At 70.2% G+C, this 13,361-nt stretch carries 11 protein-coding genes; 9 read left to right on the top strand and 2 right to left on the bottom strand.

Translation table 11 applies throughout. The features are described from left to right. Positions 1-346 precede the first annotated feature (346 nt). The 5 genes from ACEZHJ_RS06705 (at position 347) to ACEZHJ_RS06685 (ending at position 8,137) form a co-directional block, all read left to right on the top strand. The gene (locus ACEZHJ_RS06705) at positions 347-1,747 is read left to right on the top strand and encodes a cytochrome ubiquinol oxidase subunit I (protein ID WP_163139223.1); all 1,401 of its coding nucleotides are present in this window, start codon (positions 347-349) and stop codon (positions 1,745-1,747) included. Between the two features lie 6 nt (positions 1,748-1,753). Beyond that, complete coding sequence (gene cydB / locus ACEZHJ_RS06700; protein ID WP_163139222.1) at positions 1,754-2,755, top strand: cytochrome d ubiquinol oxidase subunit II; 1,002 nt, start codon at positions 1,754-1,756, stop codon at positions 2,753-2,755. 57 nt (positions 2,756-2,812) lie between these two features. Next, the gene (gene cydD / locus ACEZHJ_RS06695) at positions 2,813-4,408 is read left to right on the top strand and encodes a thiol reductant ABC exporter subunit CydD (RefSeq protein WP_240466125.1); all 1,596 of its coding nucleotides are present in this window, start codon (positions 2,813-2,815) and stop codon (positions 4,406-4,408) included. Further along, positions 4,398-6,083 (top strand): thiol reductant ABC exporter subunit CydC, encoded by a 1,686-nt coding sequence (cydC, locus tag ACEZHJ_RS06690; RefSeq protein WP_163139220.1) that lies wholly within the window; start codon positions 4,398-4,400, stop codon positions 6,081-6,083. The genes cydD and cydC overlap by 11 nt, the downstream gene beginning before the upstream one ends. 71 nt (positions 6,084-6,154) lie before the next feature. Beyond that, positions 6,155-8,137: a cation:proton antiporter gene (locus tag ACEZHJ_RS06685; RefSeq protein ID WP_163139219.1), complete on the top strand. Its 1,983-nt coding sequence runs from the start codon at positions 6,155-6,157 to the stop codon at positions 8,135-8,137. Positions 8,138-8,143: 6 nt separating this feature from the next. Here the strand turns inward: ACEZHJ_RS06685 and cfa are convergent, their stop codons facing one another. Beyond that, positions 8,144-9,316, bottom strand: a complete 1,173-nt coding sequence (cfa, locus tag ACEZHJ_RS06680) for a cyclopropane fatty acyl phospholipid synthase (RefSeq protein WP_163139218.1) — start codon at positions 9,314-9,316, stop codon at positions 8,144-8,146. 198 nt (positions 9,317-9,514) lie between these two features. On the opposite strand from cfa, the gene ACEZHJ_RS06675 reads away from it, so the two are divergent. The 3 genes from ACEZHJ_RS06675 to ACEZHJ_RS06665 are packed head-to-tail and all read left to right on the top strand — an operon-like array spanning position 9,515 to position 12,096. Next, positions 9,515-9,925 (top strand): hypothetical protein, encoded by a 411-nt coding sequence (locus tag ACEZHJ_RS06675; protein ID WP_163139217.1) that lies wholly within the window; start codon positions 9,515-9,517, stop codon positions 9,923-9,925. Between the two features lie 43 nt (positions 9,926-9,968). Further along, complete coding sequence (locus tag ACEZHJ_RS06670) at positions 9,969-10,352, top strand: DUF6394 family protein (protein ID WP_018717143.1); 384 nt, start codon at positions 9,969-9,971, stop codon at positions 10,350-10,352. A 13-nt stretch (positions 10,353-10,365) separates the two neighbouring features. After that, entirely contained in the window at positions 10,366-12,096 is a 1,731-nt protein-coding gene (locus ACEZHJ_RS06665) for a TrkA family potassium uptake protein (protein ID WP_375036357.1), read from the top strand. Between the two features lie 209 nt (positions 12,097-12,305). Here ACEZHJ_RS06665 and ACEZHJ_RS06660 read toward each other — a convergent pair whose 3' ends face one another. Further along, entirely contained in the window at positions 12,306-12,782 is a 477-nt protein-coding gene (locus tag ACEZHJ_RS06660) for a DUF3592 domain-containing protein (RefSeq protein WP_240466128.1), read from the bottom strand. A 180-nt stretch (positions 12,783-12,962) separates the two neighbouring features. On the opposite strand from ACEZHJ_RS06660, the gene ACEZHJ_RS06655 reads away from it, so the two are divergent. Then, positions 12,963-13,349: a hypothetical protein gene (locus tag ACEZHJ_RS06655; protein WP_163139213.1), complete on the top strand. Its 387-nt coding sequence runs from the start codon at positions 12,963-12,965 to the stop codon at positions 13,347-13,349. Positions 13,350-13,361: the final 12 nt, after the last annotated feature.

Below are 13,361 nucleotides of genomic sequence, written 5' to 3'. Positions count from 1 at the left end.
AGGGCAAGGCAGCGTGTATCGTGCGTGGTCGGGACAGGTAGGGGTCCCAAATTGTCGCTCGCGGCGGGATCGGCGTGGTGGGTCCGCTGGACGTGGCGGTTCGTGACTTAGTCACAGTCACGGTTGCAGCCGGCGTAGTCTCATAGGGGGTGCGGTGCAGCAAGGGCACCGCCTGCGGGGTCGGAGGATGACCTCCACAATGAGTGAACGTGCGTTCACTCGCATTGTCATAGAACAATGATCGTTGTCGAGGGGAGGAGCGGTACGGCGGACCTCCAGGGGCGGGCGCGGCGTCCTGACAAGGCCCGTCGCCAGGGAATGTCTCTCTAGAAACCGGGGTATCGTCATGGAACTCGACCCATTGCTCCTGTCGCGAATACAGTTCGCGTTCGTAGTCTCCTTTCACGCCATATTTCCCGTCTTCACGATCGGGCTCGCGTCCTATATCGCGGTCCTCGAAGGGCTGTTCTACCGCACCGAGGACCCGGTCTGGGCGCGGCTGTCGGGCTTCTGGAGCCGCGTGTTCGCCGTCGTGTTCGGCATGGGCGTGGTCTCGGGCATCGTGATGTCGTTCCAGTTCGGCACGAACTGGAGCAACTTTGCCCAGGCCACGGCGAACTTCATGGGGCCGGTGCTCTCCTATGAAGTGGTCACCGCGTTCTTCCTGGAAGCCGCCTTCCTCGGCGTGCTGCTGTTCGGGCGCAACAAGGTCCCGCCGGGCACCCATCTGTTCGCGGCGGTCATGGTCGCGCTCGGCACCTTCATCTCCTCGTTCTGGATCCTGTCGGCGAACAGCTGGATGCAGACGCCGGCGGGCGTGGAGCTGCGTGACGGCGTCTTCCACGTCACCGCCTGGGGCGAGGCGATCTTCAACCCGTCGTTCTGGTATCGCTTCTTCCACATGGCGCTGGCCTCGTTCCTAACGGGCGGGTTCGTGGTCACCGGTGTGAGCGCGTACTACCTGCTGCGCGGGCACGACGTGCCGGCCAACCGCCGTGCCCTGTCGATGACGCTGTGGCTGCTGCTGTTCATCGCCCCCGGCCAGCTCCTGGTGGGGGATATGCACGGGCTGATGACGCTGGAGCACCAGCCCACCAAGGTGGCGGCCATGGAGGGCAACTGGGAGCGTGAGGCCGGGGCGCCGATGCTGCTGTTCGCGCTGCCGGACCAGGACGCCCAGGACAACGCCATCGAGGTGGGCATCCCCAATCTGGCGAGCCTGATTCTGACCCATGAATGGAACGGCGAGGTCCCCGGCGTCACCGAGGCACCGCGGGACGAGCAACCGCCGGTGGCGATCGTGTTCTGGTCTTTCCGCGTGATGGTTGGCCTCGGGCTGCTGATGATCGGCTTCGCCTTCTGGGGCGCATGGCTGCGCTGGAAGGGGCGGCTGTATGACGCCAGGGGCTATCTTCAGGGGCTGCGGCTGATGGCGCTCACCCCGTTTCTGGCGGTCCTGGCCGGGTGGTTTACCACCGAGGTCGGTCGTGCGCCCTGGCTGGTCTACGGCGTGATGACCCAGTCCGAGGGGGTGACGCCGTCGCTCACCGGCGGCATGGCGCTGTTCAGCCTGATCGGCTACGTCCTCGTCTATGCCGTGGTCTTCGTCTCGGGCGGCTACTACCTGACCCGGGTGGTGCACCAGGGCATCTCGGAGGAGTCGGAGAACGAGTCCGACCGGCCGATGCGCCCGCTGTCGGCGGCGCACACGCCATTCGACGAGGACACGGCCCGGGCCGGGAGGTAAGCAGTCATGGGAACGATCGATATCACGATGATCTGGGCCGTCATCATCGCCTTCGGCGTGGTGATGTACGTGCTCATGGACGGCTTCGACCTGGGCGTGGGGGTGCTCTTCCCCTTCGCCCCGGACGAACGCTCGCGGGATGCAATGATGAACTCGGTGGCCCCGGTGTGGGACGGCAACGAGACCTGGCTGGTGCTCGGCGGCGCCGGGCTGCTGGGGGCGTTCCCACGGGTCTACTCGGTGCTGTTGCCGGCGCTCTACATCGGCGTGTTCCTGTTGCTCGCCGGGCTGATATTCCGTGGCGTGGCCTTCGAGTTCCGCTTCAAGGCGCAGCGCTCGCGTTACCTGTGGAACTGGGCGTTCGCCGGCGGCTCGACAGTGGCCGCGTTCGCGCAGGGGGCCGTGGTCGGTGCCTACATCCAGGGATTCAATACCGTCGACGGCGTCTACGCCGGCGGCGCACTCGACTGGCTGACGCCGTTCACCGCGCTCACCGGTATCGGGCTGCTGCTGGGCTACGCGCTGCTCGGCACCAACTGGCTGATCCTCAAGACCGAAGGCGAGCTCCAGGAGTGGGCATACCGGCTCAGCCCCCGGCTGCTCGCCGCGGTGCTGGTGGTGTTCGCGATCATCGGCGTGTGGACGCCACTGGTGGATGACATGGTGCGGGAGCGCTGGTTCGGCAATCTCAGCACGATCTGGATCCTGCCTGCGCTCACCCTGGCCGCTGCCGGTGTCCTTTACCGGGCCGTCCGCCGGCGCCAGGAGGGCGTGCCCTTCGTGGCGACCATGGCGGTGTTCGTGTTCACGTACCTGAGCCTGCTGGTGAGCAAGTGGCCGTACGTGGTGCCGCCGGCGTTCACCTTCCGCGAGGCGGCGTCCGCGCCGGAGTCGCAGCTGTTCCTGCTCATCGGCGTGCTCTTCGTCATCCCCATCGTGCTGACCTACACCGCCTGGACCTACTGGGTCTTCCGCGGCAAGGTCAGCGCCGACGCCGGCTACCACTGACCGCCGGTGGCGGGGGAGGCGGCGCCGCGGCGGTGGCTCGACGCCCGCGCACGATCCGTGCGCGGGCCCCTCGGTGCGGCGGTGGCCGCGGGGCTGGTGCAGACCGCCGCGGTCGTCGTCCAGGCCGGGACCTTCGCGTGGCTCGTCGCGGCGATGCTCGATAGCGGCGTCGACGTCCCCCCCGTCGCGTTCGTGGTGCTCGTCGCCGCGGTACTGGTGCGCGCCGGCGCCGAGTACGCCCGTCAGCACGCCGGAATCGAGGCGGGCCTGCGGGTTCGCGGCGACGTACGCCGCGAGCTGCTCACCCGCCTGGACGCCCTCGGCCCGGTGGGGGTCGCGGCGGAGCCCTCCGCCGGGCTCGCCAGCCGGGTGGTGGAGCAGGCGGAGGCGCTGGAGGGCTACTATGCGCGTTTCCTCCCGCAGATGGTGCTGGCGGTGGTCTCGCCGCTGGCGATACTGGTCGTGGTCGCGTGGCTCGACTGGCTCGCCGCGCTTTTCCTGGTGGCCTCGGCGCCGTTGATCCCGCTGTTCATGGCGCTCGTGGGCATGGGTGCAGAGCGGCTGAACCGGGCTCAGTTCCGGGAACTGAGCCGGCTGTCCGGCCATTTTCTCGACCGCATCCGCGGCCTGTCGACCCTGGCGCTTTTCGATCACGGCGAGCGCAGCATCGAGGCCGTGGCCGCTGCCGCCGACGGCTATCGCCGGCGGAGCCTGCGGACCCTGCGCGTCGCCTTCCTCTCTTCCGCGGTGCTGGAGTTCTTCTCGTCGGTGGCGATCGCCGTGGTCGCCATCTATATCGGCTTCGGCCTGCTCGGCTACGTGGCCTTCGGGCCGGCGCCGGCGCTGACGCTGTTCAGCGGGCTGTTCATCCTGCTGCTCGCCCCGGAATTCTTCCAGCCGTTGCGCACCCTCTCGCAGCATTACCACGACCGCGCCGCCGCTATCGGTGCCGCGGCGGAGCTGCTCGACGTGCTCGAGCGGCCGGCGGCGGTGAGCGACACCGCCGACCCGGCGTTGCCGCCGGGGGCGCTGGAGCTGGAGGCCGTGACCGTGGGTACGGCGGATCACGCCCGGGTGTTCGGGCCGCTGTCGCTCAGCGTGCCGGCGGGCAGCTGCGTGGTGATCACCGGGGCCACCGGGGCGGGCAAGACCACGCTGCTGAGGTTGATCGCGGGTTTCCAGGCGCCCGACGAGGGCCGGGTACGCGCGGGGGGCGTCGGCGCCGTCGCCTGGCTCGGTCAGCGGCCGCTGGTGGTGCCGGAGACCCTGGCGGGTAACATCCGTCTCGGCTCGGCGCAGCCGGTCGAGGACGACGCGGTGCACGAGGCCGCCCGGCGGGCAGGCGTGCTGGCGTTCGCCGAGGCGATGCCGGACGGGTTGGATAGCCGGGTGGGCGAGCGGGGTTACGGCATTTCCGGCGGCCAGGCGCAGCGCCTGGCCCTCGCGCGGGTGTTCGTGTCGTCCGCGCCGCTGGTGCTGCTGGACGAGCCCACCAGCGCGCTGGATGCCGCGACCCGTCAGCAGGTCGTCGCGGGGCTTGCGGCGCTGCGCGAGGCCGGCCGCACGCTGGTCATCGCCAGTCACGACCCGGTGCTCACGGCGCTGGCGGACCGGGTGGTCCACCTGGCGGGAGCGCGGCGCGATGTGGCGTGACCTGAGGCCGTATCTCCGCGTCCTCCGCGGCTACCGGTTGAGGCTCGTCGCCGGAGCCGCGCTGCTGTTGCTCACCACCGTGGCGGCCACCGGCCTGCTTGCGTTATCCGGCTGGTTCATTACCGCCACGGCGGTGACCGCGGCGCTCTGGGCAGCGGGGGCGACGGCCGCGCTGAACATCTACGTCCCCGGCGGGGGGATCCGTGCGTTCGCGCTGACCCGGACCGCGGCCCGCTACGCGGAACGGCTGTACAACCACGACACGGTCCTGCGTCTGCTCGCCGAGCTGCGCACTGCCGTGTTCACCCGGCTGACACGGCTCGACCCGGCGACCCTCGCGCGCTTCCGTGCGGCGACGCTGCTCAACCGCCTGACCGCGGACATCGATGAGCTGGATACCCTCTATCTCCGGGTGCTCGCGCCGCCGCTGGTGGCGCTCGTGGCGGTCGTGCTGCTGGCCGCACTGCTCGCTGTGTTCGCGCCGTCGATCGCGCTCGTCGTCGCCGTGGCGTTGCTGATCCTCTGGGCCGCGGTGAACGCGGCCGCCGCGCGGGGCGGGCTGGCGCTGACCGAGCGCGTGGCAGCGGAGACCGAGGCGTTGCGGGTGACGGTGGTCGCCCACGTCGAGGGCCTGGCGGAGCTGCTCGCGTTCGGCAGTGGCCGGCATCATCGCGAGGCCATGCTTGCCCGGGAGGCGCGCCTCACCGCGGACCAGCGGCGCCTCGCGCGCCGCGCGGCGGCGGGGGAGGCCGTGATGCTCGCCGGCATCCAGCTTGCGGGTGTCACCGCGCTGGGGCTCGGCGCCATCGCTTACGGCGCGGGGACGGTCTCCGCCGCGGTGGTGGTGCTCATGGCCCTGGCGGTACTCGGGCTGGGCGAGCTGTTCGTCGCACTGCCCTCCGCCTTTGTTCAGCTCGGCCGGGTCCGGGCCTCGGCCCGCCGGCTCACCGCACAGGTCGCCTGCGAGTCCGCGCTGCCGACACCGGATAGGTCCACGGCGCCGCCGACGGATACGGGCCTCGAGCTCGCCGGCGTGAGCCTGCGTTACGCGTCCTGGATGCCGCCGGTGCTGGACGGTGCCGCGATGACGGTCGCGCCGGGAGAGCGGGTCGCCGTCACCGGCGCGTCCGGCAGTGGCAAGAGTTCGGTGGCGGACCTGTGCGCGCGGCTGATCGATCCCACCGCCGGGGAGGTGCGCCTGGGCGGGGTGGCGCTGCTGTCCCTCGATCGCCCGGCCCTGCGCCGGCGTCTCGCCTATCTCACCCAGCGCACCGAGCTGTTCGACGACACCGTCGCCGCCAACCTGCGCATCGCCGCCCCCGGGGCCGGCGAAGGGGCGCTCTGGCACGCGCTGGAGGTGGCTGACCTGTCCGCATTCGTCGAGGCGTTACCGGACGGTCTCGCGACCTGGGTGGGTGAGCACGGCCAGCGTCTCTCCGGTGGCCAGGCCCGGCGGCTCGCGCTGGCGCGGGTGGTGCTCCGGGACGCGCCGGTGGTGGTGCTGGACGAGCCCTTCACCGGCCTGGACCGGGAGACGGCGGCCACCGTAGCGACGCGGCTGGACCGCTGGCTCGTCGGCCGTACCGCCGTGCTGCTCGCCCACGACGTCGAGGCGCTGCCGCCGGTGGACCGGGTGTTCGCCGTGGAGGACGGGCACCTGCGCGGGATGGCGTAACGCCCGGCGTTTTCCGTTCGTCCGCGGAATTCGGATAGCATGGCGCCCGTCAACGTGACGGGAATGCGCGCATGCACACACCTGAGGGTTTCGCCGAGCTCCTGCTCATCCTGCTCATCGCCGTGGGTGCCGCGGCGGTGTTCCTGCGTCTGCGGCTGCCCGCGGTGCTCGGCTACCTCGCCGTCGGTCTGGTGGCGGGCCCCACCGCGCTGGGGGTGGTCCACGATCTCGAGACGATCCGCTCCCTCGCCGAGCTCGGCGTGGTCCTGCTGCTGTTCTCCATCGGCCTGGAGTTCTCGCTGCCGGACCTGGCGCGCATGCGCGGTGCGCTGCTCGGCCTCGGGGGTGGTGAGGTGCTGATCGCCGGCGCCGCCGCCTTCGGTGTCTCGCTGCTGCTGGACGTGCTCGTACCCGGGGCACCGCCCATCGGTATCGCCGGTGGGCTGGTGATCGCGGGGGTGGTGGCGATGTCCTCCACCGCGATGGTCACCAAGCAGCTCACCGACCAGGTCGAGCTGGGCCAGCCCCACGGGCGCGCGGCCCTCGGCATCCTGCTGTTTCAGGACCTGGCGGTGGTGCCGTTCCTGGTGGTGATCTCCGGGCTCGCCGTGCCCTCCGACGACTCCCTTGGCTGGGCGCTGGCGGTGGCGCTGGGCAAGGGCGTGCTCGCGGTGGCGGTGATCCTGCTGGTGGGCCGGTTCGTGCTCAACCGGGCGCTGAACCACGTGGCCGCGCTGTACTCCGGGGAGCTGTTCACCCTGGCGGCGCTGACCGTGGCGCTGGGGGCCGCGTGGTGGACGGCGTTCCTGGGCCTGTCGCCGGCGCTCGGCGCCTTCGTGGCGGGGATGATGCTCGGCGAGAGCGCCTTCCGCCACACCATGGAGGCGGAGATACGCCCGTTCCGGGACGTGTTGCTGGCGCTGTTCTTCGTGAGCATCGGCATGCTGCTCGACTTCAGCGTGCTGCCCCGGGGCTGGCCGTGGATCCTGCTGCTGTTCGCCGCCCTGGTGGTGTTCAAGTTCGCGCTGGTGTTCGGCCTTGGGCGGGCGGCACGGATGCCCACGGTGACCGCAGTGCGCACCGGCCTGACGCTGGCGCACGGCGGCGAGTTCGGCTTTGCGCTGCTCACCCTGGGGCTGACCCACGAGTTGCTGCCGCCGGCCTACGGCCAGGTGGTGCTGGCCGCGTTGCTGCTGTCCATGGCGGTGGCGCCGCTGGCGCTGCGGTTCAACGGCCCGCTCGCCGACCGCCTGCTGAGGCGTCGCGCCGCCGCCCGGGAGATCGAGGATGACGCCCACACCCTGCCGAGTGGCGAAGGGCGGGTCCTGCTGGTGGGCTTCGGCCGGGTGGGGCAGCACATCGCCCGCGTGCTCGACGAGGCGGGCTACCCCTGGAGCGCCCTGGACGCCGACCCGGTACGTGTGGAGAACGCCCGCGGCGCCGGTGCCCCGGTGGCCCATGGCGACGGCACGCGGGTCGACGTGCTGCGCGCGGCCGGTGCCGATCGGGTGCGCGCGGTGGTGTTCACCCTGGAGGCGCCCCAGGCACTGGTGCACACGGTGGAGGCGCTGCGCGCCGCGCATCCGCATCTGCCCATCCTGGTGCGCGCCCGCGATGACAGCTACCTCCGCGAGCTCCAGGAGGCCGGGGCGACGGAGGTGGTGCCGGAGACGCTGGAGGCCGGGCTGACGGTGAGCTCGCATGTGCTGCTCCTGCTCGGCGAGCCGCCGGCGTCCGTGACCCGGCGTATCCGCGACCTCCGCCAGGGGCGCTACGAGCTGCTGCGCGCGCTCTTCCCCGGCCGCGACGACAGCGACCCGGACGCCCTGCAGCTGCGTGCCTTCAATATCGCGGCGGACGCCCGTGCCACCGGCCAGCGCATCGACGCGCTGGGGCTGGAGGCGATGGGGGTGAGCGTCTCGGCGGTGACCCGCGACGACACACGGGAGGATGCCCCGGGCGGTGACTGGGTGCTCGGCGAGGGCGACATCGTGACACTCGCCGGTACGGCCGCGGCCCTGGACCGCGCCGAGGCGGCGCTGGTCCGGGCCTGAGCGCGGTTACATGTCCGGGCGGCGGTAGCCCCCGGGCAGCCCCTTGCGGGTGAACACGAACTGCCAGAGCTGGATGTCGCGGGCGCGGAAGGCCCCGGCACAGGAGAGCAGGTAATAGCGCCACATCCGGTAGAAGCGTTCGCCGTAGGTCTCGCGGAAACGCGGCCACGCCGCCTCGAAGTTCTGGTGCCAGGCCATCAGGGTGCGGTCGTAGTCGGCGCCGAAATTGTGCAGGTCCTCGGTGACGAACCGTCCCTCCGCGGCGTTGCCGATCTGCACCAGCGACGGCAGGTCCCCGTTGGGGAAGATGTACTTGTCGATCCACGGATCCGGCGTCGTGTGGGTCTCGTTCTTGCCGATGGTGTGCAGCACGAATATCCCGTCCACGGACAGGCACCGTTCGGCCACTTCCATGAAGGTCTCGTGGTTCTTGCGTCCGACGTGCTCGAACATGCCCACGCTGACGATGCGCTCGAACGTCTCGTCAAGCTCGCGGTAGTCCTGCTGGCGGAACTCCACCGGCAGGCCCTGGCAGGCCTCGCGGCCCCGGCTGACCTGTTCCTCGGAGATGGTCAGGCCGACGCACTCGACACCGTAGTGCTCGGCGGCATACTTCATGAAGCTGCCCCAGCCGCAGCCGATGTCGAGTACCCGCATGCCGGGTTCGAGCTGGAGCTTGCGGCAGAGCAGCTCGAGCTTGGCCTCCTGGGCGCTGTCGAGGTCCTCGGCATCGCGCCAGTAGCCGCAGGTGTAGGTCATGCGGCGATCGAGCATGGCCTCGTAGAAGTCGTTGCCGAGGTCGTAGTGGGATTCGCCCACCTCCCAGGCCTTGCGGCTGGTCTGCAGGTTGAGCAGCCGTGCCCGCAGCGCGTGGAAGGCGAGCCGCATGGGGCGGACCTGGTCCTCGATGCCGCTGGCGAGGATGCGGTGAAAGAACTCGTCGAGCCACTCCACGTCCCACCAGCCGTCCATGTAGGCCTCGCCGAGCCCCAGATTGCCGTAGGCGAGGGCGCGCTCGAACACGCGGGGGTCGTGGACCTGGATGTCCCACGGACGGTCGCCGTTGATGCGGACGTCCGCGTGCTCGAGTAACGACTCCACCATGCGCCGCGCACTGTCATTGTGACGTGCGCGGCGCGATTCCGACTGGTTGTTCTTTCGGGCCAGGGTGTCGCGCATGGCCGTACCTACCCCCTTTTTAGTTAGTCTGACATTCAATTCACCTTAACCGCCGTACCCCGCCGTGTGAATTCCACCGGTCCAATGACAATGATAGACCGGTTCAATGACGTCAGAAGGGCCGTGTCACGTCCGCGTCTGGGTGCGGGCGGCGAAGACGGTTAGAATCCGTGGCGTAACCCGCATGGGGGAGGCGGTGTGTACCAGTTTCTTCTCACAGTGACGGTGATCGTGGTGGTCGCGGTGGTGCTGCGCCTGCGTGCCGGCGGAACCGCCGGCACGCAGCGGCGCGAGGACCCCGCGCCCCGCCGCGATTCCTCGCCCCGCCGGGCGGGCCGTTCGTGGCGGCGGCCGTCGCCGCGGACGCTGGCCGGCTATGCGCTGGTGGCGGTGCTGCTCGCCGGCGTCTCGGGGATGGCCTGGATGGAGTGGCAGCAGGCCCACGAGGTGGTGCACGTGCGGGTGGTGGATACCCGCACCGGCGGGATCACGGAGTACCGGGTCTACCGCAAGGACATCGGCGGCCGTTCGTTCCACACCGTGGACGGGCGGTTCGTGTCACTGAGCGACGCCGATCGCATGGAACTCCGCGAGGACCCGCCAGGCTGAACCGGGCGGGCCGGGCACAACGCAGACGGGAGCGTGCCGCGCCATGAATCTGGAAAAGGTCGTCTTCGGCTTCTTCATCCTGCTCGCGCTGACGCTGAACTTCGGGTTCTTCATCGGCGAGTTCGACAACCCGGCTCACCACAACGTCTTCGAGCTGTATGCGGCGCTCGTGGTCTCGCTCATCGCCACCGTGCTCAAGTTCGGCGAGCGCACGCAGATCGGTGCCATCCTGCTGGCGGCGAGCCTGGTCGCGGACCTGCAGCTCATCACCGCGGCGGTGGTCTGGGGCATGTCCATGCACGTCACCGGTGTGGGCCTGACGCCGGCGGTGATGGGCAGCATAGTCTCGCTCTCCGGCGGGGCACTGATGGCGAACCTGGCCTCGGTGACCATCCTCGTGATCGAGACCGTCAACATGCAGCGTTGACGCGGCGGCGGCCATGTCGGAGCTGATCGATGTCCCGCGTCACCGCATCGTCCCGCTGGTACTGCGGCGCATGCGCGCGCCGCTGCTCACGCTGATCGTCGCCTACGCCGTCTCCGTGCTCGGGCTGGTGCTCATCGAGGGCACCACGGCCGCCGGCGAGCCCTATCGCGTGGACTTCCTCCATGCCTTCTACTTCGTGAGCTACACCGCCACGACCATCGGGTTCGGCGAGCTGCCCACCGGCTTCAATCAGGCCCAGCGCCTTTGGGTGGTGGTCAGTCTGCACCTGCTGGTGATCAGCTGGTTCTACGCGATTGGCACCATTGTGGGCATCATCCGCGATCCGGTGTTCCAGCGCGTGGTCACCTGGAACCGCTTCCGCCGCAGCGTCTCCCGGCTGGTGGAGCCGTTCACACTGGTCTGCGGCTACGGCGACACGGGCTCGCAGCTCGTGCGTGAAATCACCGGCGGGGGCGGGCGCGCGGTGGTGATCGACTGGGACGAGCGCCAGCTCGACGGGGTCAGCGTGGAGGGCCTGCGCTCGTTCGTGCCGCATCTCTGCGGCGATGCCAACTTCACGGACAACCTGCTGGCCGCGGGGCTCGGTGATCCGCGCTGCCGGGCGGTGCTGGCGGTGACCGACGACGATCACACCAACCTGCACATCGCCATCACCACCAAGCTGCTCAACCCCCGGCTGCCGGTGATCGCGCGTGCCGAGCACGACGAGACCCGTGCCAACATGGCCTCGTTCGGCACCGATTACATCATCGATCCGTACCTCACCTTCGCCGGCGGCTTCGTCATGGCCATGGAGGCACCGCAGGCGCACCGCCTCTACAGCTGGATGAGCGTCCACGCGGATACCGCCGACGAGGAGCGGCTGCCGCCCGCCGGGCGCTGGATCGTCTGCGGCTACACCGCCCTGGGCCGCGCCCTCTACCGGCGCCTGCGCGAGCACGGCATGGACCTGGTGCTGGTGACGCCGGATACCGTGCCCGCCTCCGTGATGAAGGAGACCACGGTTATCGCCGGCAAGGGCACCGAGGCTGTGACCCTGCGCGAGGCGGGTATCGAGGCGGCGGACGTGGCCGGGGTGATCGCGGCAACGGACGACGACACCGACAATCTCTCCATCGTCATGACCGCCCGCGAGCTTCGTGGCGAGCTCTACCTGGTCGCGCGGCAGAACGACCGCGCGAGCCATGCCGTGTTCGAGGCGGCAGCGGTGGACCGGATCATGGAGTCGAGCAGCATCATGGCGGTGCGCATGCTCCGGCTGCTCGCCACCCCGATGCTGCCCCGCTTCCTCCAGGCGGTCCGCGAGCGAGACGACGAGTGGATCGGGACGCTGCTCGAGCGCTGGCACGCCCGCGTTGGTGAGGCCTCGCCGGAGGTCTGGACGCTGACCGTCGGGCCAGCCGAGGCCCCGGCGTTGTTCACGGCGCTGGGTGAGGGTGCCGCGTTCACGGTGGCGGAGCTGCTGCGCGATCCACGCGAGCGCGATCTCGCCCTTGCCGCGGAAGTGCTGATGATCGAGCGCGGCGACACGTCGTGGCTGCTGCCGGGACCGGATCGCACCCTGGCCCGCGGGGACCGCGTGCTGCTCTGCGCGCGTCACGGGGAGCGGGCGCGGATGCAGCGTACCGTGACCAATCGGGACGTCTTCCGCTACGTGGCGAGCGGCGAGCAGCGCCCGGACGGCTGGCTGTGGCGCCGGCTTGCCGCGCGCCGCGAACGCTAGGCGACCGGATAGGGGCGCAGTGTTTTTACCCTGCTCCAGGGTAGCGAATGGAATTTCGGGTAGGTCGTGCGACACTCCGGGCCCGTTCCGGCAGCGTTGCACACGGCCTGCGGCCGTGCACGACCTACCCGCCCGGGATCCCGTCCGCGACGATGTTGGCTGTCAGGCGCAGCCGACATTGTATGCCTCGGGGGTGAGGGGTTACACGGCTAGGTTTGGTAGGGGCGTAGCGCCCGGAGCAGGTCGTAGAGCGAGAGCACCAGCAGCACGCCGCCGATGCCCATGGGGATCCACGGCCCGTAGGTGCGTTCGTTCACGAGAAAGGCGCGGTCCGGCTCACCGTCGGGGACGTGCGCCGTGACCGTCGCGTCCACCGGGTAGTCCTCGATGAACGACGTCGCCCAGTCCCGCTCGCCGCTGACCGTGGCCGCGGGCCAGATCCCCTCGGTGGTGTGGCCCTCGCCGCGGTAGTCGAAGCGGTAGCGGACCGTCGGCGTGAAGGAGACCGTCGTTTGGCCACCGGTGTCGTCCTCCTGACGCTCGACGCCGGTGGCGATCACCGTGGCGTCGACCGCCTGTGCGTCCGCCATCGTGTCCTTCACGCTTTGCTGCCAGCGATAGCCCATCACCACGAACGCCACCGCGACCGCCAGCGCCATTAGAGACTTGGCGAGTCGTCCCAGCATCAAGCCGCCCCCTCCTGCATCCTCCCTGCAGGAGGGTACCGGCGCGGTCGTCGTGCCGTCACCCCGACGATGCGTGTGCGGCCTGCGTTGACCGCCGGAGGTGGCGTCGGCGTGACCGCCTTAGTAGGATCGCGGCGTCATAGAGCGCCGGTGCGGCCGGCACGGAGTGAGGAGGGACGCGTGAACGGGACGGATCTCTTGGCGCTGAGGCGGCGTCTTGCCGCGGGTACGTTGCTGGCGGCGGTGCTGGTGGCACCGGTGATGGGATTCACTGCCGGTACGCTGCCCGGCGACTTCCTGGCCGGGGTCTGGGTGGGAACGCTGGCGGCATTCATCATGCTCGCCGGGCCACTGGCCCTGCCGGACAGCCCGGCGTTGAGCCGCGCGGTGGTTACGGTGCCGACCCTGGCGGTGGGTGGGGTGGCGCTGTGGCTGCTGCGCGGGGCCCGCCCGGAGCACGCCGAGGGCGCACTCGCGCCGCTGCTGGTGTTCGGGCTCGGGGCCGTGCTCGCCCATGCGAGCTGGTCCATACAGATCAACCGCGCCGCCCGCCGTCACGGCGGGTGAGGATCGCGATGG

The organism is Arhodomonas sp. KWT2 (assembly GCF_041949875.1).
Lineage (GTDB): Bacteria > Pseudomonadota > Gammaproteobacteria > Nitrococcales > Nitrococcaceae > Arhodomonas > Arhodomonas aquaeolei.
The sequence above is the reverse complement of the archived record's forward strand: the minus strand, read 5'-3'. Positions and strand labels throughout refer to the sequence as shown.

What these genes read in the sequence shown, in the direction of transcription:
- ACEZHJ_RS06705 (WP_163139223.1), top strand. Translation starts at nt 347, where the DNA reads ATGGAACTCGACCCATTGCTCCTGTCGCGAATACAGTTCGCGTTCGTA.
- cydB (WP_163139222.1), top strand. Translation starts at nt 1,754, where the DNA reads ATGGGAACGATCGATATCACGATGATCTGGGCCGTCATCATCGCCTTC.
- cydC (WP_163139220.1), top strand. Translation starts at nt 4,398, where the DNA reads ATGTGGCGTGACCTGAGGCCGTATCTCCGCGTCCTCCGCGGCTACCGG.
- ACEZHJ_RS06685 (WP_163139219.1), top strand. Translation starts at nt 6,155, where the DNA reads ATGCACACACCTGAGGGTTTCGCCGAGCTCCTGCTCATCCTGCTCATC.
- cfa (WP_163139218.1), bottom strand. Translation starts at nt 9,316, where the DNA reads ATGCGCGACACCCTGGCCCGAAAGAACAACCAGTCGGAATCGCGCCGC.
- ACEZHJ_RS06670 (WP_018717143.1), top strand. Translation starts at nt 9,969, where the DNA reads ATGAATCTGGAAAAGGTCGTCTTCGGCTTCTTCATCCTGCTCGCGCTG.
- ACEZHJ_RS06665 (WP_375036357.1), top strand. Translation starts at nt 10,366, where the DNA reads ATGTCGGAGCTGATCGATGTCCCGCGTCACCGCATCGTCCCGCTGGTA.
- ACEZHJ_RS06660 (WP_240466128.1), bottom strand. Translation starts at nt 12,782, where the DNA reads ATGCTGGGACGACTCGCCAAGTCTCTAATGGCGCTGGCGGTCGCGGTG.